Origin of the sequence: Pseudomonas sp. MOIL14HWK12:I1 (assembly GCF_000510705.1) — a bacterium.
Classification (GTDB): Bacteria; Pseudomonadota; Gammaproteobacteria; order Pseudomonadales; family Pseudomonadaceae; genus Chryseomonas; species Chryseomonas oryzihabitans.
In genome coordinates this window covers 579712-600830 of the sequence record NZ_AZNY01000003.1, presented here as the reverse complement: position 1 = coordinate 600830, position 21119 = coordinate 579712, and the positions used below count along the sequence as shown (strand labels likewise).

Sequence of the window (21119 nt, the reverse complement as noted above, 5' to 3'; positions counted from 1 at the left end):
CACGACCAGGATGACGTTCCACGTGAAACAGGATTCACTCTTTCTGACAGGACGCTCCCCCATGCAACTCATCGGCATGCTCGACTCCCCCTATGTGCGGCGGGTCGCGATCTCCCTTGGCCTGCTGGTTCTGCCCTTCGAGCTGCGCCAGATCTCGCTGTTTCGTGAGGTCGAGCGCTTTCGCAGCTTCAATCCGGTGCTCAAGGCACCCACATTGATCTGCCTGGACGGTCAGCGGCTGATGGATTCGTCGCTGATTCTGGACTATGCCCAGCATCTCGCCTGTGGCAGTCGGCAGTTGCGGCCGAGCGGCCACGCGGCCCGGGCCACCGCCCTCAGTCGCAGCGGCCTAGCGCTGGCCCTGTCCGAGAAGGCGGTGCAGCTGGTGTACGAGCGTGATCTGCGACCGGAAGAGAAGCGACATGCGCCCTGGCAGCAGCGCGTGGAAGGTCAGTTGCGCGCGGCCTGTGGCGCCCTGGACAAGGCCTGGCTGGGCCCGCGTCCGCCGCTGGGTGAAGACAGTATCGGTCAGGACGCCATCGACACGGCGGTGGCCTGGACCTTCCTGCATTTCGCCCTGCCGGGACTGATCGAACGGCGTAACTACCCGACGCTGGAGGCCTTGACCGCCGAAGCGGAGGCGCTGTCGGTGTTTCGCGATTATCCGCTGGCGTGACGGAAAAGCATCGCGGCCATGGGCCGCTCCTACGGGACCCTGTAGGAGCGGCCGCATCGGCGGACCGCCATGGCCGCGATGCGCTTGGCGACTCCCTACCCGCGGTAATACCGCTGCGGCACGAAGGGGGTCTTGGCGACCCTGACCGGCACCTGCTTGCCGCGCACCACGGCGAACAGCTGGGTATCCAGGGCGGCGAAGTCGCTGTCGACATAACCCATGGCCACCGGCGCCCCCAGGGTCGGGCCGAAGCCGCCACTGGTGACACGACCGATGCTGGCGCCATTGGCATCCACCAGCTCGGCGCCCTCGCGCACCGGCACCCGTTCCTGCACCAGCAGGCCGACGCGCTTGCGGCTCACGCCTTCACGCTGCTCGGTGAAGATGCGCTCGGCACCGGGGAAACCGCCGGCGCGACCGTTGCCTTCACGACGCACCTTGGACAGCGCCCAGCCCAGGTTGGCCATCACCGGCGTGGTGCCGGCATCCATGTCATGGCCATAGAGGCAGAGACCGGCTTCCAGGCGCAGGGAGTCGCGCGCGCCCAGGCCGATGGCCTCGACCTCCGGCTCGGCCAGCAGGCGGCGGGCCAGGGCCTCGGCGGCGGCGCTGGGCACCGAGATCTCGTAGCCGTCTTCGCCGGTATAGCCACTGCGACTGACGATGCAGGGCTGGTCCAGCAGCTTGACGCGGCGGACCTGCATGAAGGTCATCTCGGCCACCTCTGGCGCCAGGCGCGCCAGCACCGCGGCAGCGGCGGGCCCTTGCAGGGCCAGCAGGGCGCGATCGAATTGCGGCAGCACCTGACAGCGATCGCCCAAGTGCTTTTCCAGGTGGGCGAGGTCGGCTTCCTTGCAGGCGGCGTTGACCACCAGGTAGAGGCAGTCGCCTAGGTTGGCGACCATGAGGTCGTCGAGGATGCCGCCGTTGTCGTCGGTCAGCAGGGCATAGCGCTGCATGCCGCTGGGCAGGTCGATGATGTCGACCGGCACCAAGGTCTCCAGGGCTTCGGCGGCTTCTTCGCCTTCGAGCAGGACCTGGCCCATGTGGGACACGTCGAACAACCCGGCCTGGGCGCGGGTGTGCTGGTGCTCCTTGAGCACGCCGAGCGGGTATTGCACCGGCATCTCGTAGCCGGCGAAGGGCACCATGCGGGCGCCGAGTTCCAGGTGCAGGGCGTGCAGCGAAGTCTTGAGCAGGGACATGGTGGGGCTCCGTGTCGGGTGGCGGCTGTCGCCCCAGGCAAGGGGAACGGGACAGCGCTGGGCTATGGGGTCGCGACGTGGGTGATGGGGTCAGCCCTCACCCCGGCCCTCTCCCTGAGGGAGAGGGGGAAGAGCGGGCGGCTCGCGCGGGACTGCAGCGGGGCCACCGTTCTCCTCCCCTCTCCCCCTGGGAGAGGGGCCGGGGGTGAGGGTCAGGCCTCGCCGTAGGCTTCGATCGGCGGGCAGGAGCAGACCAGGTTGCGATCGCCGTAGACGTTGTCGATGCGCGCCACCGGCGGCCAGTACTTGCCGTCCACCAGACTCGGCAGCGGGAAGACCGCCTGCTCGCGGCTGTAGGGGTGGGTCCACTCGCCCGCCAATTCGCGCGCGGTGTGGGGCGCGTTCTTCAGCGGGTTGTCCTGGGGATCCAGGGTGCCGGCTTCCAGGGCGCGGATCTCTTCGCGGATGGCGATCATGGCGTCGCAGAATCTGTCCAGTTCCTGCTTGGACTCGCTCTCGGTGGGCTCGATCATCAGGGTGCCGGCCACCGGGAAGGACATGGTCGGGGCATGGAAGCCGAAGTCGATCAGGCGCTTGGCCACGTCGTCCACGGTCACGCCGCTGCTGTCCTTGAGCGGGCGCAGGTCGAGGATGCACTCGTGGGCCACCAGGCCGCCGGTGCCGCTGTAGAGCACCGGGTAGTGCTCTTCCAGTCGGCGGGCGATGTAGTTGGCGCTGAGGATGGCAACCTGGGAGGCGCGGGTCAGACCGACGCTGCCCATCATCTTCAGGTACATCCAGGAGATCGGCAGGATGCTGGCGCTGCCATAGGGCGCCGCGCAGACCGCGCCCTCCTTGCGCTCCAGCCGGGCATGGCCAGGCAGGAAGGGCGCCAGGTGCGCCTTGACGCCGATAGGGCCGACGCCCGGACCGCCGCCGCCATGGGGGATGCAGAAGGTCTTGTGCAGGTTGAGGTGGGAGACGTCACCGCCGAACTGACCCGGGGCGCAGAGACCGACCATGGCGTTCATGTTGGCGCCGTCGATATAGACCTGGCCGCCGTGGTCATGGACCACCTGGCAGATCTCGCGGATGGCCTCTTCGAACACCCCGTGGGTGGACGGGTAGGTGATCATCAGCGCGGCCAGGCGCTCGCTGTGCTGCTCGGCCTTGGCCCGCAGGTCGTCAAGATCGACGTTGCCGCGCTTGTCGCAGGCCACCACCACCACGCGCATGTCGACCATGCTGGCGGTAGCCGGGTTGGTGCCGTGGGCCGAGGCCGGGATCAGGCAGACGTCGCGCTCGCCCTGGCCGCGGCTCGCGTGATAGGCACGGATGGCCAGGAGGCCGGCGTACTCGCCCTGGGAGCCGGCATTGGGCTGCAGGGAGACGGCGTCATAGCCGGTGGCGGCGCAGAGCATGGCCTCCAGCTCGGTGGTGAGCTGAGCATAGCCCTCGGCCTGGTCGGCCGGGGCGAAGGGGTGGATACCGCCGAATTCCGCCCAGGTGACCGGGATCATCTCGCTGGCGGCGTTGAGCTTCATGGTGCAGGAACCCAGCGGGATCATGGTGCGATCCAGCGCCAGGTCCTTGTCCGCCAGCTTGCGCAGGTAACGCATCAGCTCGGTCTCGGACCTGTGGCTGGCGAACACCGGATGGGTCAGGAAGGCCGATTGGCGCTGCAGCGCCGCGGGCACTTCCACGCCCTGGGCATCGCCCAGCTCGGCGACCTGGGGCGCGGGCTTGCCATCGGCCAGGATCTCCAGCAGTGCCTGGACATCGGCCAGGGTGCTGGTCTCGTCCAAGGACACGCCCAGGGCCTCGGCGCTGACTTCGCGCAGGTTGTAGCCACGGGCACGGGCGGCCTCGTGCAGGGCGGCGGTGCGCGCCCCGAACACCAGGGTAAGGGTGTCGAAGGCGGTGTGCTGGGTCTCGTGGCCCAGGCGCTGCAGGCCGGCGGCCAGCAGGCTGGTCAGACGCTGCACCCGGGTGGCGATGCGGGTCAGGCCTTCGGGACCGTGGTAGACCGCGTACATGCTGGCGATGTTGGCCAGGAGCACCTGGGCGGTGCAGATGTTGCTGGTGGCCTTCTCGCGGCGGATGTGCTGCTCGCGGGTCTGCAGCGCCAGGCGATAGGCCGGGTTGCCGTGGCGGTCGATGGACACGCCGACGACGCGCCCGGGCATGTCGCGCTTGTACTTGTCCTGCGTGGCGAAGTAGGCCGCGTGCGGGCCGCCGAAACCGAGCGGTACGCCAAAACGCTGGGCGGTGCCGATGGCCACGTCCGCGCCCAGTTCGCCGGGCGGGGTGAGCAGGGTCAGGGCCAGCAGGTCGGCGGCCATGGCCACCAGGGCACCGGCGGCCTGGAAGGCCTGGATGCTCTCCCGGTAGTCACGGATCTCGCCGGTGGTCATGGGGTACTGGAACAGCGCACCAAAGAAGCGGCCGTGGTCCTCGATCTCGGTTTCCACGCCCACGACCACCTCGATGCCCAGGGGCTCGGCACGGGTGCGCAGGACGTCCAGGGTCTGCGGATGGCAGTGCACGGAGGCAAAGAAGGCGCTGGCCTTGTTTTTCGCCAGGCGCTTGCAGAAGGTCATGGCCTCGGCGGCGGCGGTGCCCTCGTCCAGCAGCGAGGCGTTGGCCACCGGCATGCCGGTGAGGTCGCCGATCAGCGTCTGGAAGTTGAGCAGGGCTTCCAGGCGACCCTGGGAGATCTCCGGCTGGTAGGGGGTGTAGGCGGTGTACCAGGCCGGATTTTCCAGCAGGTTGCGCAGGATCGGCGCCGGGGTATGGGTGTTGTAGTAGCCCTGGCCGATCAGGCTCTTGAGCAGGCGATTCTTGCCGGCGATGGCGCGCAGCTCGGCCAGGGCGTCGGCTTCGGACAGCCCGGCGGGCAGGTCCAGCACGCTGGTGCCCTTGATGCTCTCGGGAATCACCTGGGCGGTCATGGCGTCCAGGGATTCATAGCCGAGCAGATTCAGCATGGCGATCTCGTCGAGCTCGCGCGGACCTATGTGGCGCGGGACGAATTCGTCGGCGGTGCTGAGGGTGTCGTGCAGCGACATGGCGGTCTTACCCCTTGATCAGTTGCTGATAGGCGGCTTCGTCGAGCAGCGCGGCGAAGGCTTCGGCATTGGCGGGCTGGAAACGAAAGAACCAGCCGGCGTTCAGCGGATCGCTGTTGATGGTCTCGGGCGCATCGTTCAGCGCCTCGTTGACCGCCAGGACCTCGCCGTCCAGCGGCATGGTGATGTTGCTGGCGGCCTTGACCGACTCCAGCACCGCCACCTCATCGCCCTGGGCGTAGCTGCGCAGCTCCGGCAATTGCACGAAGACCAGGTCGCCCAAGGAGTCCTGAGCATAGTCGGTGATGCCGACGGTAATGCTGCCATCGGCTTCCTGACGCAGCCATTCGTGTTCTTCGGTATAGCGCAGACCCATTGCCAGACTCCTGCGGACCTTTGTCCTGATGGATAGATGGGTCTGGGATTGCAAGGGTGATGCCAGGAACAAAGGCCAGTGTTTTTAGGGGTTTAGCTAAAGAACCCCTATTGCGCCGTAGCGAAATCGTTACGATTGACGCCCCAACCCGCCACACTCGTATCGATTTACAAACGGCGTATCGAAATCGTTACGATATTAGCCAGGCTCCTGGGTCCGACAGCCGGGCTGTACGCCAGGGCCCTGCTGTTCCTTATCACTGTGCCGCAGTCAGAGGCGGATAGAGCGCCTTGCGCGCTAATTTCCTGCCGCAGTGACCCAGTCTTCAACGCGCAGGCCTGGCACCCGGTCGAACTCGCGACGGTTGTTGGTGACCACGATCAGGCCTAGGGAGCGCGCATGCCCCGCGATCATCTGATCATAGGGACCGATCTGCTGACCCGCTCGGGCTAGTTCGGCGCGCAACTGCCCGGTATGGGCTGCGGCTTCGGGACCGTACGTCAACACCTCCAGCCGCGCGGCGAAGCCCTCGATCACCGCCAGGTTGCGCTCCGGGCTGGAAGACTTTTCCGCACCGTAGATCAGCTCCATCAGGGTGATCGTACTGATGCACAACTGCCCCTGGTGCCGGGTGAAGGCCTCGCGAACCGACGTCGGTCGGTTCTTGATGGTGAAGATGCAGGTGTTGGTGTCGAGCATGAACTTGAACATCAGAAGCCCTCGCGCTCCTGCTCGGCGGGCTGGTCCCGTTCCGCCATGAAATCCGCCGTGACACCCTCCCCCTCGAACCAGGAATCCCAGGATTCCCCGGCCGGGGTAATGATCCTCGTGCGACCGACCGCGACCACATCGACGCGCTTCACGTCTGCGGGCAGGGCAACCGCCTTTGGCAGTCTCACCGCCTGACTGCGATTGCTTTGGAATACGGCGCCTTGATCCATGATCGACCTCTGGGATATATCGGATGTATATCCCATATTAGGGGCAAGGCTGGATCTGTCAATCGGCACCCTCTCGGCATCAGGCATCACAGTTGGTATAGCGCTCTTCGCGCGGATGACACCTGGTGAAGCCTTGGGAAAGACGCCGGAGGCGGAAATGTCATCGGCGCGGGGCAAGATTCGGACAAGCGCACCCGCCGCGAACTTCCGCCCCGCTTCGTCGGACCAAGAAGGCACAACAAGACCTCTGCCAAGCGGCTTTGCCCTCTTCCATCCTTGTCTGGAGTCTTTGTCATGGCTGTGAAAACCGTTGCCGATCTGCTCGTCGCCACCCTCGAAGCGGCTGGTGTCGACACCATCTGGGGCCTGCCGGGCGATTCGCTCAACGGCCTCACCGAAAGCCTGCGCAAGCGTGAGCGCATCCGCTGGCGTGGCGTGCGGCACGAAGAAGCCGCCGCCTTCGCCGCCAGTGCCGCGGCCGACACCAGCGGGCGTCTGGCGGTCTGCGCCGGCTCCTGTGGCCCGGGCAACCTGCACCTGATCAATGGCCTGTTCGACGCCCAGCGCAGCGGTGCGCCGGTGCTGGCCATCGCCGCCCAGATTCCTTCCAGCGAGATCGGCTTGGGCTATTTCCAGGAGACCCATCCGGAACGCCTGTTCCGCGACTGCAGCGACTTCTGCGAGGTGGTCTCCCATCCCGAGCAACTGCCGCGCATCCTCGAGACCGCCATGCGTTCGGCCATCCTCAATCGTTCGGTGTCGGTGGTGGTGATTCCCGGCGACGTGGCCCTGGCCGAGGCGCCGATCAAGGAAGCCCAGTGGAGCGAGCCGGTGCGTCCGGTGGTGGTGCCACCGGACGCCGAGCTGGATGCCCTGGCCGAATTGCTAGCCGGGGAAAAGCGCATCACCCTACTCTGCGGCGCCGGTTGCGCCGGTGCCCATGCCCAGGTGGTGGCCCTGGCCGAGCGCCTGCAGGCGCCGGTGGTCCATGCCCTGCGCGGCAAGGCCCATATCGAGTATTCGAATCCCTATGGCGTGGGCATGACCGGCCTGATCGGCTTTTCGTCCGGCTATCACGCGCTCAAGGAATGCGACCTGCTGCTGATGCTGGGCAGCAACTTCCCCTATCGCAACTTCTTCCCGGATCACGGCCGCGTGGTGCAGATAGATGTGCGCGGCGCCCACCTGGGCGTGCGTACCCCGCTGCTCAAGGGGCTGGTGGGCGATGTCCGCGCCACCCTCGACGCCCTGCTGCCGCGACTCCAGCCCAACAGCCACAGCCGCTTCCTGGAAAAGGCCCAGCAGCACTACCGCAAGACCCGCGCCGAGCTCGACGAACTGGCCACCGCCACCGCCAATGGCGAGCCGCTGCATCCGCAGTACCTCACCACCCGCGTCAGCGAACTGGCCGCGGCGGATGCCCTTTTCACCTGCGACGTCGGCACGCCCACGGTGTGGGCGGCCCGCTACCTGGCGATGAATTTCGAGCGCAAGCTGGCCGGCTCCTTTACCCATGGCTCCATGGCCAATGCCCTGCCCCAGGCCATGGGTCTGCAGGCGGCCTATCCCGACCGCCAGGTGGTGGCGCTGGCCGGCGACGGCGGACTGTCCATGCTGCTCGGCGAACTGGCGACCCTGGCCAGCGAGAAGCTGCCGGTCAAGGTCATCGTCTACGACAACGCCACCCTGGGCTTCGTCGCCATGGAGATGAAGGCCGCCGGCATGATCGACGAGACCACGGATCTCGCCGCCGTCGACTTCGCCCAGGTGGCCGAGGCCTGCGGCGTGCGCGGCTGGAAGGTGGAATCGGCCAGCCTGCTCGACGCCACTCTGGAAGAGGCGTTCGCCCACCCCGGCCCGGCGCTGGTGGACGTACGCATCGCCAAGCAGGAGCTGTCGCTGCCGCCGAAGATCGAAGCGGCCCAGGCCAAGGGCTTCAGCCTCTACATGCTGCGCGCGGTGATGAGCGGGCGCGGCAGCGAGGTGCTGGACCTGGCCAAGACCAACGTGCTGCGTTGATGGTCGGGGGTCGCTCGGCTATTCCAGCAGCCGAGCGACCTCGCCACTGGCCTTGAGCTGCGCGAACGCCGTGCGCAGCCGGGCTACCAGCGGCGCCGGCGTGGTCGGGCTGAACGCCATGTACAGCGGGGTATCGAGATCCTCCAGGGCGGCGAGGCGGCGCAATCCCGGAAAGGCGCTAGCCGCGTCCTGGCAGAAGCGAATGGCATCCTGCTCCGGCAGCAGCACGGCATCCACCTGACCATTGAGCAAGCGACTGAAGTTGTCCTTTTGCTGGCCTGACACCACCAGCAGCTGGAAGCCGAGCGACTGCAAATACTGGTGGCGCACATCGTCGCGCATCACGCCCAGCCGATAGGCGCGGGCGTCGTCGAGACGCTCGATACGCACGTCGTCGCGATTCGCCAGCCGATAGAAGTAGTACCGCAGGCGCATGACCTCCCCGACCCACTGGAATTGGGTCTCGCGTGCCGGCGTGCGGGCGATCAGATAGATCAGCACCCCTGGCTCGCGCAGGGCCAGATCATAGGCGCGAGCCCAGGGATAGAGTTCCAGGCGGTAGTCGGTGATACCCGCCAGGGCCAGGGTACGCTCCACCACCGAGGTCGCCGGCCCACCCACCCGACCGTCCACGCTCCAGCTCAAGGACGTCTCTTCCGTCACGGCGCGCACCGTGGCGGCCTCCACGCCCGGCCCCAGCAAGGCCAGCAGGGCCAACAACAGATGACGCTTCATGGCAGCGGCTCCTCAGGCAGATGACAGCTGCGATGGCGCCCCAAGCTTTTCGCGCGGTAGAGCGCCTGGTCGGCCTGGCGCAGCAGGCTGGCGAAATCGTGCATATCGGTACTCAGGGTGGCATAGCCGATGCTCAGGGTGACGTGGCCAGCAGCCTCCGAGCCGGCATGGGTGATTTCCAGCGCGGCGACGGCCCGGCGCAAGCGCTCGGCCATCGCCCCCGCGCCCGCCAGATCGGTCGCGGGCAGCAGAACCGCGAACTCTTCGCCGCCGATCCGCGCCACCAGGTCGCCTGGGCGCGTGACGACCTGCTGCATGGCGGTCGCTACCTGCTGCAGACAGACATCGCCCTGGGCATGCCCATAGGTATCGTTGTAGCGCTTGAAAAAGTCGACATCGCAGAGCAGCAGCGCGAGGGGCTCCCCGGAGCGTCGCGCGCGGCGAAACTCCACCTCCTCGGCCTCGTCGAAACAGCGCCTATTGGGCAGCCCGGTGAGCGGATCGCTGCGCGACAGTTGCTCCAGCCGCGCGTTGGCGCTGCGCAACGCCTCCTGGGACGTCAGCAGGTCGCGCAATTGCAACTGGTGATGGGAGGCATGCAAGAGCAGTTGGGTGGTCATGTTGATGAGGGCGCGTTCATCGGTGCGCCACTCGCCGCCCAGATTGCAGCCGAAGAGCAGCAAACCGTCTTCGTCCTCGGCGATCCGCAGATGGACCAGCGCCAGGGCTTCGTTACCTAGTGCCAACAGCGGCTCCGCCGCGTCACCGAAGGCGGCCACGAGCGCCTCGCGCGTCGCGAAGGTACGGGGGACCTCGGGTTCCAGCAGGGCTTCCAGCACCTGGGCGCATGGCGGCGGCAGTGTCAGACCGGCGGCCAACGGCTCGGCGTCGCGGAACCAGCCCTGGTAAAGGCGATAGGGCGCATCCCGGGTGTCACGCTTGAACCAGAAGGCCTGACGCGCGCGCAAGCGTTGTGCGACCTCCTGTAGACAGAGTTGGCAATGCCGGTCGAAGTCCGCGTAAGGCGCATGGATCAGTTGGTTGGACAGCCTCAAGATGGTTTGCTGCGCCGTCGCCAAGGCCTCGAGCTCTGCCGTGCGCTCGCGAACTCGCTCCGCCAGGAGATCGCGATGCGCGGCGAGCTCTTCTTCGTGGCGATGCTGTTGGGCCAGGTAGCCCGCCAGGTTGCCCTGCAGGGTATTGATGCCACTCACCAGCAGATCCAGCTCGTCCTGGCGGGTGGGCCGCCGCAGTCGAAGGGGCTCGGCGAGGGTGGCGGCCGTCAGCCGGGACAGGTGGCGGGCGATCCGACGGACATGCAGGGTCACCAGCCGATTGAAGGCCAGGCTGACCAGGCCGGCGAGCAGCAGGGCGAGTGCCAGTTGGGTCAGCAGGGTACTCGCCACGCTGTCGCGCAATTCACGCCAGAGCAGGGCTTCATTGCCTTGGATGAGGAGTTCGCCGAGCACCTCGTGACCGCCCGGATAGGGACTGTAGACCAGCGTGGAGCTTCGACTCGGCGCCAGGCTCGAGGGCGCCCAGTCGGCCTGCTGACGGGATTGGACGTCGGACTCCTGGCCGTGGCCGGTCAGCCGCAGCTCGATACGGCCGACCGAGGCGATGCGCGACGCCCCGTCCAGTTGCGCCTGCACCGCGGGCTTGTCCAGTTCCCAGATGGCCTTGGTCAGGGTCGACTGGTACACCTGCTCCAGCAATTGCAGCTCGGTATCCATACCCAGGCGATTCTGTTCCCAGATATTCCAGGTGCGCAGCCCTGCCGTGGCCGCGGAAAACAGCAGACAGAACGCCACCGTCAGCAAGGCCAGGCGGTTACCGAGCGAGCGGCGTTTCAGCACGCCCCTCATAGCCAGCGCCGCTGGAGTTCGGCCAGCGTACCGTCCTGTTGCAACGTCACGAAGGCCGCCCGCAGCCGTGCCATCACCTCGGGAGCGGTGCCCAGGCTGGCCGCCAGATACAGCGGATAGGGGGCGGCGCAGTAGGCCTGCCGCAGATCGCCCTGAGGATCGTAGCCGGCCTGGCGAGCGAGGTGATCGGCCACGGCGCGGTTGGCGATCCACAGGTCGACCCGACCGGCTTTGAGTTTCTCCAGGTTGAGGCTGTAATGCGTGCCGGATTGCAGCTCCCGTCCGACGGTGAAGCCCTGCTCCAGCAGGATGCGCTCTCCCGCATCGCCGTTGACCGTAGCGATTTGCAGGCCGCGGGCCGCCTGCAGGCTGGCCAAGGGACGCACGCGGTCCCGCCAGCTGAACAGGCAGAGGGTGGTCTCGGTCAGGGGCACCACCCACTCGAACAGCGCCTCGCGCTCGGGCAGACGCGCCATGGAAAAGACGAGGACATCGGGCCGGCCCTGGGCCTGGGCGAAGGCCCGCGCCCACGGCATGACCTGCGGCTCGGCCGCAAGCTCGGCCCGGGCCAACAGCAGCCGCACCAACTCGACGGAAAAGCCGGTCACCCGGCCATCCGGCTGGACCACGCTGAACGGCGGATAGTCCTCGGTCACCAGTTGCAGTGCGCCGGCACGGACGCCCGTGCACACCAGCACCAGACCGAGAACCAGCCAATGCAAGAAGCTGCTCGTCACGAAGCCCCCCCCCGTCCGAGCGTGATGTCGTCTGACGTTATCGGGCTGCCGTGACGAAACTTGAAGCGGCGGGGCTAGTCTCGCCGGGGGATACCATAACGGCGCAGGCGCATGGCAATGGCCGAGTGGGACGTCTGCAACCGCGCGGCCAGCTGGCGGCTGGACGGGTACTGCGGATAGAGTCGTTCCAGCAGCGCCGCCTCGTAGCCCTGGACGGCGGCCTCCAGGGTGCTGACCTCGGTCTCGGCCTGCCCCGCCACCGCCGTGCCGGCCAGGTCGAGGTCGTCGACGTCGATCTGGCCACTCTCGCTGATGGCGGCGGCGCGAAAGAGGATGTTCTGCAATTGCCGCACGTTGCCCGGCCAGGCGTTGCCCAGCAGCACGCCATAGGTGGCCGGCGCCAGGCGGCACGGCGGTCGGCCGATCTGGGCGCAGGCCTGCTGCAGGAAGTGCCGTGCCAGCAGCAGGATGTCCTGGCCCCGCTCGCGCAGTGCCGGCACCTGCAGGCTGAGCACATTGAGGCGATAGAAGAGGTCTTCGCGAAAGGTGCCGGCGGCGACCATGGCCTGCAGGTCGCGATGGGTGGCGGCGAGGATGCGCACATTGACCTGGGTTTCCTGGGCTCCGCCAACGCGGCGGAAGGTGCCATCGGAGAGAAATCTCAGCAGCTTGGCCTGCAGATAGGGCGACATCTCGCCGACTTCGTCGAGAAACACCGTGCCCTGGTCGGCCAGTTCCAGCAGGCCCGGCTTGCCGCCGCGCTGGGCGCCGGTAAAGGCGCCCGGGGCATAGCCGAACAATTCGCTCTCGGCGAGGCTTTCCGGCAGAGCCGCGCAGTTCAGCGCCAGAAAGGGCGCCTCGCGCCGCGCACTGGCCGCATGGCAGGCGCGCGCCACCAGTTCCTTGCCGGTGCCGGTCTCGCCGAGGATCAGCAGCGGCGCCTCCAGGGCGGCCAGGCGCTGGGCGCGGGCCTTGAGGGTGCGGATGGCGGCGCAGTCGCCGAGCAGCGAATCGAACCCCTCGGGGGTGTCGTGGCGCAGCGCCGAGAGGCGGCCACCGATACGGCTGGGGGCGTAGAGGGTCAGCAGGCCACCGGCCAGGCCGCCCACCGGTTCGCCGATGGGGGTGGCGTCCAGCAGCAGTGCCTGGCCGCGCAGCACCACCTCGCGCAGGGGCAAACGAAAGCCCTGGTCCAGCAGTTCGGCGGACAATTCGCCGTCATTGAAGAGTTCGGCCAGGGTGTTGCCGGCGCCTTCCCCGGCCAGGGCGGCAAAGGCCGGATTGGCCAGCAGGATGCGGCCCTCGCCGTCCACCGCCAGCACTGGATCGGCCATGGCGGCGAGCAGGGCGTCGAGCTGCAGGGAGCGGCGCTGGCCGGGCAGGATATCCACCACCCGCACCGCCTCCACCCCCACCACGGTCAGCAGGGCGGCGCGCAACTCCTCCAGCACCGTCGCGCTCAGGGTCGGCGCATCGATGTAGACGTTGGGCGGCACCATCTCCACGGCGTCCAGGTTGAGATTGCGGGCACCGAGCAGCGCCAGGACTTCCTGGGTGATGCCGACACGATCGATGAACGACACATGGATACGCATGGAAACCCTGGGGTCTGAGAGCGAAAGGACTAATGCTACCCAAATGCTCGGGGTAGAATCATTTCTCATTTACCCAGGCGGGAACGCGATGAACAACAAAGACCCCCTTCTTCTCGATCAGCAGCTGTGCTTCGCCCTGTACTCCACCTCGCTGGCCATGACCAAGGTGTACAAGCCGCTGCTCGAAGAGGTGGGCCTGACCTATCCGCAGTACCTGATGATGCTGGTGCTGTGGGAAAACGATCGGCTGCCGCTCAAGGAGCTGGCGCGCCGGCTGCACCAGGACTCCGGCGCCCTGACCCCGGTGCTCAAGCGCCTGGAAGCCGAGGGCTACGTGACCCGACAGCGCAATGCCGAGGACGAGCGCAACCTGTCCATCGAACTCACCGAGTCTGGCCGCGCCCTGCGCGAGCGGGCCCGGGAGATCAACGGCACCATCAGCAGCTATTGCGCGCTGGGCGATGCCCAGATGAATGCCCTGCGCGAAAACCTGATGACCCTGAGAGCCAAGCTGGAGCGTTAGCCCCCTTCGCTGCCGCTGGTCGGCTGCTTCTGAAAATATATTTGCGCGATAACGAATATCGCGATAACTTAAATCCGTACCCGGACGATTCCTTCGGTCAACGTCCGAACAATCAGTTATCGCGATACCTAAACAGGAGCACGCCATGAACATCCTCTATACCGCTTCCGCAACCAGCACCGGTGGCCGCGACGGCCGTTCCATCAGCAGCGACAAGGTCCTGGACGTGCAGCTGTCCACGCCCAAGGAGCTCGGCGGCGCCGGCGGTGCCGGCACCAATCCCGAGCAACTCTTCGCCGCCGGCTATTCGGCCTGCTTCATCGGCGCGCTCAAGTTCGTCGGCGCCAAGGAAAAGATCGCCGTGCCGGCGGACGTCAGCGTGACCGCCCAGGTCGGCATCGGCCCGATCCCCACCGGCTTCGCCCTGGACGTCGAGCTGGTCATCAGCCTGCCGGGCCTGGAGCGTGCCGTGGCCGAAGACCTGGTCGAGAAGGCCCACCAGGTCTGCCCCTACTCCAACGCCACCCGCGGCAACGTGGACGTGCGCCTGACCCTGGCCTAAAGGTCGCGGTATTACCCTGGCGCCTCCGCCGAGGCGCCCGGTCCTTCCCGTTCGAGGAGTCATCTGTCATGCGTACCGTCTCTCGCCTGCTTGGCCTTTCCGCGCTCAGCCTGGCCCTGGGCAGCGCCTTCGCCGCGCCCCAGCCCGATCCGCATCTGGAGCGCACCACCCAGGGCTTCGTCGATGCCCTGAACGGCAGCGGTGGCAAACCCCTGGAAACCCTGAGCCCCAAGGACGCCCGCGCGGTGCTGGCCGGCGCCCAGTCCGGCGTCAAGGTCGATCTCTCGGGGGTCAAGACCCGTGAAAAGACCATCCAGGTCGACGGCAAGCCGCTGCAGCTGACCATCGTCCGCCCGGCCAACGCCAAGGGGCAGACACCGGCCTTCATGTTCTTCCACGGCGGCGGCTGGGTGCTGGGCGACTTCCCCACCCACCAGCGCCTGGTGCGTGACCTGGTGGTGGCCTCCGGCGCCACGGCGGTGTTCGTCAACTACACCCCGAGTCCGGAAGCCCACTTCCCGGTGGCCATCAACCAGGCCTATGCCGCGACCCAGTGGGTGGCCGAGCACGGCAAGGACATCGATGTCGACGGCAGTCGCCTGGCGGTGGCCGGCAACAGCGTCGGCGGCAACATGGCCGCGGTGGTCAGCCTGATGGCCAAGGACAAGGGCACGCCCAAGCTGCGCTACCAGGTGCTGTTCTGGCCGGTGACCGATGCGAGCTTCGACAACGGCTCCTACCAGACCTATGCCGAGGGCCGCTTCCTGACCCGCAACATGATGAAGTGGTTCTGGGACAACTACACCACCAGCGAGACCGAGCGCGCCAATATCTACGCCTCGCCGTTGCGGGCCAGCGAGGCCCAGCTCAAGGGTCTGCCGCCGGCGCTGGTACAGACCGCCGAGAACGACGTGCTGCGAGACGAGGGCGAGGCCTATGCCCGCAAGCTCAACGCCGCCGGCGTCGATGTCGTCCAGGTGCGCTACAACGGCATGATCCACGACTACGGCCTGCTCAACGCCCTGGCCAAGGTACCCGAGGTCCAGGCTGCGCTGACCCAGGCCGGCCAGTTGCTCAAGCAGCACCTGCAGTAAGGCAGGCGCGGTACCCAAGGGGGTGGCTCCGTTCGCGGCGCCATCCCCTTTGCGTTTCAAGGCTGCTCGCCCAGGGCCGCGAAGCGTTCCGCCAGCCAGCCGTGCAGCTGCCGCACCGCCGGCGAGAATTGCCGCCGATGCGGGCAGAACAGCTGCAGCGGCAACGGCTCGCCGGGCTGCTCGGGCAGCAGCCGCACCAGCCGACCGCGCTGCAGGTCGTCGCGCATGTCCAGCCAGGACTTGTAGACGATGCCCTCCCCGGCCACCGCCCAGCGCCGCACCACCTCGGCATCGTCGCTTTGCAGGGGTCCGCTGACGGCTACCTGGCGCAGGCCACCGTCGGCCTGTGGAAAGCTCCACTTGTCATAGGTGCGCCCATGCAGCTGGTAGAGCAGGCAGGCGTGCCTGGACAGGTCGTCCAGGCTGCGCGGCGCGCCCTGGCGGGCCAGATAGGCCGGCGCCGCCGCCAGCAGCCGGCGATTGTCCGGGGCCAGCGGCAGGGCCACCAGGCTGTCGTCCTGGCTGCGGCCGTAGCGGATGGCGATGTCCACCGGATCGCGATAGACGTCGGCCTGCTGGTCCGAGACGTAGAGCCTGAGGGTCAGGCCGGGATGGCGCTGACGAAACTCGGCCAGCCAGGGCAGCAGGAGATTGCGCCCCAGGTCCGAAGGCGCCGCCACCTGCAGCACCCCACGCAATTCCGGACTCTCCCCCTGCAACCGCTCGCGCCCTTCGCGCAAGGTCTCCAGCACCTCGCGGGCATAGGGCAGATAGGCCTCGCCCTCGGCGGTCAGGCGCAGGCTACGGGTCGAGCGGGCGAACAGGCGGATGCCCAGTTCGCGCTCCAGCCGGCCGATGGCGGCGCTCACCTGCCCCGGCAGGAGGTCTGCCTCGCGGGCGGCGCGGGAAAAGCTGCCGAGGGCGGCGGAGCGCACGAAGAGGCCGAGGTCGTCGAAGCGGATCATTTTCACTCCTGCAGTGAAGGTGCTATCCGATTCTGCCGCTTTTTCCGGCCGAGCATGAAGACGACCATGGGCTCACGTCTTCTTATCGTACAAAGGAACCCGCCCATGAAAGCCATCGTCCACGGCGACACCACCCTGCCCGCCAGCGATCCCCGTGCCCTGCAGGACGCGGTGCTGCCCGACCCCACGCCCGAGGCCCATGACCTCCTGGTGGAAGTCCGCGCCGTGTCGGTCAATCCGGTCGATACCAAGGTGCGCCAGGGCCTGGTGCAGCGCGAGTCCAAGGTACTGGGCTGGGACGTCTCCGGCGTGGTCCGCGCCGTGGGCAGCGCCGTCAGCCGCTTCGCCGTGGGTGACGAGGTCTACTACGCCGGCGAGCTGTTCCGCCCCGGTTGCAACAGCGAACTGCACCTGGTCGACGAACACCTGGCCGGGCACAAGCCCAAGCGCCTGGATCATGCCCAGGCCGCGGCCCTGCCGCTGACCGCCATCACCGCCTGGGAACTGCTGTTCGACCGTCTCGGCGCGACCGAAGGCGGCGGCGCCGGCCAGCAGCTGCTGGTGATGGGCGCGGCAGGCGGCGTCGGCTCCGTGCTGGTGCAGCTGGCCCGCCAACTCACCGAGCTGACGGTGATAGGTACCGCCTCGCGCCAGGAAACCCAGGACTGGGTGCGCACCCTCGGCGCCCACCACGTCATCGACCACCACCAGCCGCTGCGGCCCCAGCTCGAAGCCCTGGGTCTGGATGGCGTGACCCTGGTGGCCAGCCTCACCCACACCGATGAGCACTTCACTCAGCTGGTGGATGTCCTGCGGCCCCAGGGTCGCCTGGGCGTGATCGACGATCCGGCGCAACTCGACGTGGTGCCGATGAAGGCCAAGTCGCTGTCGCTGCACTGGGAACTGATGTTTACCCGCTCGCTGTTCCAGACCCCGGACAAGGTGCGCCAGCACGAGATCCTCGAACGCGTCGCCGGACTGATCGACCAGGGCACCCTCAAGACCACCCTCGGCGAACACCTGGGCCGGATCGATGCCGCCAACCTGCGCCGCGCCCATGCCCAGCTGGAAAGCCATCAGGCGCGCGGCAAGCTCGTGCTGGAGGGGTTCTGATGCCTCGCTTGAGTGCCCTGACCCTCGCCGTCGCCCTGGCCGTGGGTAGCCTGACGGCCCAGGCGGCGGCCCTGCCCCAGGAGCGCACCCTCGGCCAGCTGGAGCCGGTGTTCGCCTTCCAGGACGCCATGCCCACCGGCGTCACCGTCAGCGAGACCGGGCGGATCTTCGTCAACTACCCGCGCTGGGGCGACGCGGTGCCCTTTACCGTGGCCGAACTCAAGGACGGCAAGGCCGTGCCCTACCCGGACGCCGCGCTCAACGTCGAGACCCCCGGCCAGCCGGGCAAGGGCTTCATCAGCGTGCAGAGCGTGGTGGCCGATGGTCGCGGACACCTCTGGGTGCTGGACACCGCCGCGCCGGGCTTCGCGGCGCCCAAGGCCGGCGGCGCCAAGCTGGTGGCCATCGACCTCAAGACCAACAAGGTCGCCAGGACCCTGGTCTTCCCGGCCGCGGTGCTCGAACCCAACAGCTACGTCAACGACGTGCGCTTCGACTTTCGCGTCGGTCGCGCCGGAGTGGCCTATGTCACCGACTCGGCGCCTCCCGGTGGCCTGATCATCCTCGACCTCGCCACCGGCCAGGCCCAGCGTCGCCTGACCGGCGCGCCCCAGGCCAACGTCGACCCCAGCTTCGCCCCGGTGGTGGAAGGCGAACCGTTGCTGATGCAGCGCCCCGATGGCAGCAAGGTCCGACCGGCCATCGCCAGCGACGGCATCGCCCTGTCGCCGGACGGCGGCACCCTCTACTTCAGCCCGCTGTCCAGCCGCCACCTCTATGCCGTGCCCACCGCCCTGCTGCGTGATCCCGAGGCGAGCGAGGCTCAGGTGCGCGCCGGGGTGCAGGATCTCGGCGAGAAGGGTGCCTCCGACGGCCTCGAAGCCGATGCCCAGGGTCGCGTCTATGCCGGCGACTACGAGCACAACGCCGTGCGCCAGCGCCAGGCCGACGGCAGCTGGAAGACCCTGGTCCACGATCCCCGTGTGCTCTGGCCCGACACCTTCAGCATCGGTCCGGACGGCTACCTCTATTTCACCGCCAACCAGCTCCATCGCCAGGCCCAGTTCCACGGTGGCCAGGACCTGCGCCAGAAGCCCTACAGCCTGTTCCGCGTCAAGATCGACGCCCAGCCGGCCCCTACCCACTGATCCGATCAGGAGTTATCCATGCAGCTGTCCCAGATCGCCCGCACCCGTTACACCACCAAGGCCTTCGACGGCTCCCGCAGCATCCCGGCCGAACAGGTCGAGGAATTGCTGGAGCTGCTGCGCCAGGCGCCCTCCTCGGTCAACTCCCAGCCCTGGCACTTCGTGGTCGCCGCCAGCGCCGAGGCCAAGGCGCGCATCGCCCAGGGCATGCAGAGTCCCTACAACGAACCCAAGGTGCTGCCGGCGTCCCACGTCATTGTGCTGTGCACCCGCCTGGAAATGACCGAAGGCCACCTGGCCCAGGTGCTGGAGCAGGAAGCCCAGGACGGCCGCTTCGCCAAGCCCGAGGCGCGCGCCACCCAGGACGGCACCCGCCGTCACTTCGTCGACCTGCATCGTCATGAGCGCAAGGACGTGCAGCACTGGATGGAGAAGCAGACCTACCTGGCCCTGGGCACCCTGCTGCTGGGCGCCGCCGCCCTCGGCATCGACGCCACCCCCATGGAAGGCTTCGACGCCAACAGCCTGGACCAGGAACTGGGCCTGCGCGAGCAGGGCTACACCGCCCTGGTGGTGGTCGGCCTGGGCTATCGCGGCGAAAGCGACTTCAACGCCGCCCTGCCCAAGTCCCGCCTGACCCGCGAGCAGGTCTTCACCTTCCTGTAATGCAGACCTGCGTAGCGTGGATAACGGCGCAGCCTTATCCACAGTACGAACCGGTAGCCGCCAGTGGAAAACGCTGGCGCGGTTTTCCACGCTACGCAGGCGTAGGTTGGGTTGAGCGCAGCGAAGCCCAACAGCAGCATCCTCCGCAGCACCCATAAAAAAGCCGACCGTCGCGAGACGGTCGGCTTTTATTCGCGGCCATGCCGGTGCGCCGTAGCGACCGCTCCTAGAGGGACGATGCTTTTCATGCTTTCGTAGGAGCGGCCGCATCGGCGGACCGCCATGGCCGCGATAAATCCGGGTTACGCCGAGCCCAACGAGGCCCAACGCTACCTTATCCCCATCAACCGCCCTTCAGATCCGCCAGGATCGAGAAGGCGCGCAGGCGATCCGCCTGCTCGTAGACGTCGCAGGTAAAGATCAGCTCGTCGGCATCGGTCTTCTCCAGCAGCAGCTCCAGGCGCTCGCGGACCTTGTCCGGGCCACCGATCACCGCCATGCCGAGGAAACTCGACACCGACTCCTTCTCGTGGGGCAACCAGACCCCCTCCATGCTGCGCACCGGCGGTTGCAGGCGCAGGCTGTCGCCGCGGAACAGGGCGAGGATGCGCTGGTAGACGGTGGTGGCCAGGTAATTGGCTTCGTCGTCGCTGTCGGCCGCCACCAGCGGTACCCCGAGCATCACATAGGGGCGATCGAGCACCTTGGACGGCTTGAAGTTCTCGCGATAGAGGCGGATGGCCTCGTGCACGTAGCGCGGCGCGAAGTGCGAGGCGAAGGCATAGGGCAGGCCCTTGGCCGCCGCCAGCTGGGCGCTGAACAGGCTCGAACCCAGGAGCCAGATCGGCACCTCGGTGCCCGCACCCGGCATGGCGATCACGCCCTGCCCCGGCTGCTGCGGCCCGAAGTAGTGCTGCAGCTCTTCCACATCCCGCGGGAAGTCGTCGGAGCTGCCCAGGCGATCACGGCGCAGGGCATAGGCGGTGCGCTGATCCGAGCCCGGTGCGCGACCCAGGCCGAGCTCGATGCGGCCCGGATACAGCGAGGCCAGGGTGCCGAACTGCTCGGCCACCACCAGCGGCGCATGGTTGGGCAGCATGATACCGCCCGAACCCAGGCGCAGGGTGCTGGTGCCAGCGGCCAGATAGCCCAGTAGCACGGCGGTCGCCGAACTGGCGATGCCGTCCATGTTGTGGTGCTCGGCGACCCAGTAGCGGGAAAAGCCGAGTTGCTCGACGTGGCGCGCCAGATCCAGGGCGTTGTGCAACGCCTGGGCGGCATCGCCATCGTCACGGATAGGAGCGAGGTCGAGGACCGACAGGGCGGTCTTAGCGAGACGGGTCATCAGAGAACTCCTCGGCGACCTGATCGTAGGCCGCCCTGTGGCGCTGAATGAGAGGCTGCTTCGCGGAGGCCCAGGCGGCCAGGGCGCCCACCGGCACCATCAGGCTCTGGCCCAGTTCGGTGAGGGCGTATTCCACCTGGGGCGGCTTGCTCGGCGTCACCGTGCGGGACACCAGGCCGTCGCGCTCCAGCTGGCGCAGGGTCACGCTGAGCATGCGCTGGGAAATGCCGTCGACCCGCCGGCGCAATTCGTTGAAGCGCAGCGGACCGGGTTCCAGGGTAAAGAGCGTGAGCAGGGACCAGGCATCGCCGATCCGGTCCAGCACGTCCCTGATCGGACAGGCGTGGGCATGCAGGCGGCGACGGCTGGAGATACGACTGACCACGGCGTCCATGGCGATCCTCGAAGCAGAACTGGCTTCCAGCCTACGCCTTTCGGGCGGTTATTAAAAGTAACCACCCGTCAGGACTGGTATTGCCGCCTGGG

Annotated in this window: 20 protein-coding genes; 8 read left to right on the top strand and 12 right to left on the bottom strand. The window is 67.5% G+C overall.

Translation table 11 applies throughout. From position 1 onward, the window contains the following. Positions 1-61: 61 nt before the first annotated feature. On the top strand, positions 62-676 hold the full coding sequence (locus PSEK12I1_RS0102715) for a glutathione S-transferase (RefSeq protein ID WP_027600617.1): 615 nt from the start codon (positions 62-64) through the stop codon (positions 674-676). A gap of 95 nt (positions 677-771) precedes the next feature. Here PSEK12I1_RS0102715 and gcvT read toward each other — a convergent pair whose 3' ends face one another. The 5 genes from gcvT to vapB all read right to left on the bottom strand — a co-directional run bounded on the left by gcvT (position 772) and on the right by vapB (position 6266). After that, a complete protein-coding gene (gene gcvT, locus PSEK12I1_RS0102710) occupies positions 772-1881 on the bottom strand; it encodes a glycine cleavage system aminomethyltransferase GcvT (RefSeq protein WP_027600616.1) in 1110 nt (369 codons plus the stop codon). A gap of 212 nt (positions 1882-2093) precedes the next feature. Beyond that, positions 2094-4949, bottom strand: coding sequence for an aminomethyl-transferring glycine dehydrogenase (gcvP, locus tag PSEK12I1_RS0102705; RefSeq protein WP_027600615.1), 2856 nt, complete (start codon positions 4947-4949; stop codon positions 2094-2096). A gap of 7 nt (positions 4950-4956) precedes the next feature. After that, positions 4957-5325, bottom strand: coding sequence for a glycine cleavage system protein GcvH (gcvH, locus tag PSEK12I1_RS0102700; RefSeq protein WP_007159937.1), 369 nt, complete (start codon positions 5323-5325; stop codon positions 4957-4959). A 297-nt stretch (positions 5326-5622) separates the two neighbouring features. Continuing rightward, positions 5623-6036: a tRNA(fMet)-specific endonuclease VapC gene (gene vapC, locus PSEK12I1_RS0102695; protein ID WP_027600614.1), complete on the bottom strand. Its 414-nt coding sequence runs from the start codon at positions 6034-6036 to the stop codon at positions 5623-5625. Then, positions 6036-6266 carry a type II toxin-antitoxin system VapB family antitoxin gene (gene vapB / locus PSEK12I1_RS0102690; protein ID WP_027597360.1) on the bottom strand — a complete coding sequence of 77 codons (231 nt, stop codon included), beginning with the start codon at positions 6264-6266 and terminating at the stop codon, positions 6036-6038. The genes vapC and vapB overlap by 1 nt, the downstream gene beginning before the upstream one ends. Positions 6267-6560: 294 nt before the next feature. Between vapB and poxB the strand changes: the two genes are divergently transcribed. After that, entirely contained in the window at positions 6561-8285 is a 1725-nt protein-coding gene (gene poxB, locus PSEK12I1_RS0102685; protein WP_027600613.1) for a ubiquinone-dependent pyruvate dehydrogenase, read from the top strand. Between the two features lie 18 nt (positions 8286-8303). On the opposite strand, the gene PSEK12I1_RS0102680 is transcribed toward poxB, so the two are convergent. The 4 genes from PSEK12I1_RS0102680 to PSEK12I1_RS0102660 form a co-directional block, all read right to left on the bottom strand. After that, positions 8304-9020: an ABC transporter substrate-binding protein gene (locus tag PSEK12I1_RS0102680; RefSeq protein WP_027600612.1), complete on the bottom strand. Its 717-nt coding sequence runs from the start codon at positions 9018-9020 to the stop codon at positions 8304-8306. Further along, entirely contained in the window at positions 9017-10876 is a 1860-nt protein-coding gene (locus PSEK12I1_RS24090) for a diguanylate cyclase (protein WP_177323728.1), read from the bottom strand. Before PSEK12I1_RS24090 ends, PSEK12I1_RS0102680 begins: the two co-directional genes overlap by 4 nt. Before the next feature lie 5 nt (positions 10877-10881). After that, positions 10882-11607, bottom strand: a complete 726-nt coding sequence (locus tag PSEK12I1_RS0102665) for an ABC transporter substrate-binding protein (protein WP_051399156.1) — start codon at positions 11605-11607, stop codon at positions 10882-10884. Positions 11608-11696: 89 nt separating this feature from the next. Further along, positions 11697-13217 (bottom strand): sigma-54-dependent transcriptional regulator, encoded by a 1521-nt coding sequence (locus tag PSEK12I1_RS0102660; protein WP_027600611.1) that lies wholly within the window; start codon positions 13215-13217, stop codon positions 11697-11699. An 88-nt stretch (positions 13218-13305) separates the two neighbouring features. On the opposite strand from PSEK12I1_RS0102660, the gene PSEK12I1_RS0102655 reads away from it, so the two are divergent. From PSEK12I1_RS0102655 to PSEK12I1_RS0102645, 3 genes are all read left to right on the top strand, one after another. Then, positions 13306-13740 carry a MarR family winged helix-turn-helix transcriptional regulator gene (locus tag PSEK12I1_RS0102655; protein WP_027597356.1) on the top strand — a complete coding sequence of 145 codons (435 nt, stop codon included), beginning with the start codon at positions 13306-13308 and terminating at the stop codon, positions 13738-13740. Positions 13741-13885: 145 nt separating this feature from the next. Beyond that, on the top strand, positions 13886-14302 hold the full coding sequence (locus tag PSEK12I1_RS0102650; protein ID WP_027597355.1) for an organic hydroperoxide resistance protein: 417 nt from the start codon (positions 13886-13888) through the stop codon (positions 14300-14302). 68 nt (positions 14303-14370) lie between these two features. Further along, on the top strand, positions 14371-15396 hold the full coding sequence (locus PSEK12I1_RS0102645) for an alpha/beta hydrolase (protein ID WP_027600610.1): 1026 nt from the start codon (positions 14371-14373) through the stop codon (positions 15394-15396). Positions 15397-15452: 56 nt separating this feature from the next. Here the strand turns inward: PSEK12I1_RS0102645 and PSEK12I1_RS0102640 are convergent, their stop codons facing one another. After that, complete coding sequence (locus PSEK12I1_RS0102640; protein WP_027600609.1) at positions 15453-16361, bottom strand: LysR family transcriptional regulator; 909 nt, start codon at positions 16359-16361, stop codon at positions 15453-15455. A 105-nt stretch (positions 16362-16466) separates the two neighbouring features. Between PSEK12I1_RS0102640 and PSEK12I1_RS0102635 the strand changes: the two genes are divergently transcribed. From PSEK12I1_RS0102635 to nfsB, 3 genes are read left to right on the top strand one after another with little or no spacing between them, the layout of a single operon-like run. Beyond that, positions 16467-17474 carry a zinc-binding alcohol dehydrogenase family protein gene (locus tag PSEK12I1_RS0102635; RefSeq protein WP_007159946.1) on the top strand — a complete coding sequence of 336 codons (1008 nt, stop codon included), beginning with the start codon at positions 16467-16469 and terminating at the stop codon, positions 17472-17474. After that, a complete protein-coding gene (locus PSEK12I1_RS0102630; protein WP_027600608.1) occupies positions 17474-18622 on the top strand; it encodes an L-dopachrome tautomerase-related protein in 1149 nt (382 codons plus the stop codon). The genes PSEK12I1_RS0102635 and PSEK12I1_RS0102630 overlap by 1 nt, the downstream gene beginning before the upstream one ends. 18 nt (positions 18623-18640) lie before the next feature. Continuing rightward, positions 18641-19288, top strand: coding sequence for an oxygen-insensitive NAD(P)H nitroreductase (gene nfsB / locus PSEK12I1_RS0102625; protein ID WP_027600607.1), 648 nt, complete (start codon positions 18641-18643; stop codon positions 19286-19288). A 343-nt stretch (positions 19289-19631) separates the two neighbouring features. Here nfsB and PSEK12I1_RS0102620 read toward each other — a convergent pair whose 3' ends face one another. After that, a complete protein-coding gene (locus PSEK12I1_RS0102620) occupies positions 19632-20633 on the bottom strand; it encodes an LLM class flavin-dependent oxidoreductase (protein ID WP_007159949.1) in 1002 nt (333 codons plus the stop codon). Continuing rightward, the gene (locus PSEK12I1_RS0102615; protein ID WP_027597349.1) at positions 20617-21027 is read right to left on the bottom strand and encodes a helix-turn-helix domain-containing protein; all 411 of its coding nucleotides are present in this window, start codon (positions 21025-21027) and stop codon (positions 20617-20619) included. Before PSEK12I1_RS0102615 ends, PSEK12I1_RS0102620 begins: the two co-directional genes overlap by 17 nt. Between the last annotated feature and the right edge of the window lie 92 nt (positions 21028-21119).

Bases quoted from the DNA above. Each gene is read 5' to 3' on its own strand.
- PSEK12I1_RS0102715 (WP_027600617.1), top strand. From the start codon at position 62: ATGCAACTCATCGGCATGCTCGACTCCCCCTATGTGCGGCGGGTCGCG.
- gcvT (WP_027600616.1), bottom strand. From the start codon at position 1,881: ATGTCCCTGCTCAAGACTTCGCTGCACGCCCTGCACCTGGAACTCGGC.
- gcvP (WP_027600615.1), bottom strand. From the start codon at position 4,949: ATGTCGCTGCACGACACCCTCAGCACCGCCGACGAATTCGTCCCGCGC.
- gcvH (WP_007159937.1), bottom strand. From the start codon at position 5,325: ATGGGTCTGCGCTATACCGAAGAACACGAATGGCTGCGTCAGGAAGCC.
- vapC (WP_027600614.1), bottom strand. From the start codon at position 6,036: ATGTTCAAGTTCATGCTCGACACCAACACCTGCATCTTCACCATCAAG.
- vapB (WP_027597360.1), bottom strand. From the start codon at position 6,266: ATGGATCAAGGCGCCGTATTCCAAAGCAATCGCAGTCAGGCGGTGAGA.
- poxB (WP_027600613.1), top strand. From the start codon at position 6,561: ATGGCTGTGAAAACCGTTGCCGATCTGCTCGTCGCCACCCTCGAAGCG.
- PSEK12I1_RS0102680 (WP_027600612.1), bottom strand. From the start codon at position 9,020: ATGAAGCGTCATCTGTTGTTGGCCCTGCTGGCCTTGCTGGGGCCGGGC.
- PSEK12I1_RS0102660 (WP_027600611.1), bottom strand. From the start codon at position 13,217: ATGCGTATCCATGTGTCGTTCATCGATCGTGTCGGCATCACCCAGGAA.
- PSEK12I1_RS0102655 (WP_027597356.1), top strand. From the start codon at position 13,306: ATGAACAACAAAGACCCCCTTCTTCTCGATCAGCAGCTGTGCTTCGCC.
- PSEK12I1_RS0102650 (WP_027597355.1), top strand. From the start codon at position 13,886: ATGAACATCCTCTATACCGCTTCCGCAACCAGCACCGGTGGCCGCGAC.
- PSEK12I1_RS0102645 (WP_027600610.1), top strand. From the start codon at position 14,371: ATGCGTACCGTCTCTCGCCTGCTTGGCCTTTCCGCGCTCAGCCTGGCC.
- PSEK12I1_RS0102640 (WP_027600609.1), bottom strand. From the start codon at position 16,361: ATGATCCGCTTCGACGACCTCGGCCTCTTCGTGCGCTCCGCCGCCCTC.
- PSEK12I1_RS0102635 (WP_007159946.1), top strand. From the start codon at position 16,467: ATGAAAGCCATCGTCCACGGCGACACCACCCTGCCCGCCAGCGATCCC.
- PSEK12I1_RS0102630 (WP_027600608.1), top strand. From the start codon at position 17,474: ATGCCTCGCTTGAGTGCCCTGACCCTCGCCGTCGCCCTGGCCGTGGGT.
- nfsB (WP_027600607.1), top strand. From the start codon at position 18,641: ATGCAGCTGTCCCAGATCGCCCGCACCCGTTACACCACCAAGGCCTTC.
- PSEK12I1_RS0102620 (WP_007159949.1), bottom strand. From the start codon at position 20,633: ATGACCCGTCTCGCTAAGACCGCCCTGTCGGTCCTCGACCTCGCTCCT.
- PSEK12I1_RS0102615 (WP_027597349.1), bottom strand. From the start codon at position 21,027: ATGGACGCCGTGGTCAGTCGTATCTCCAGCCGTCGCCGCCTGCATGCC.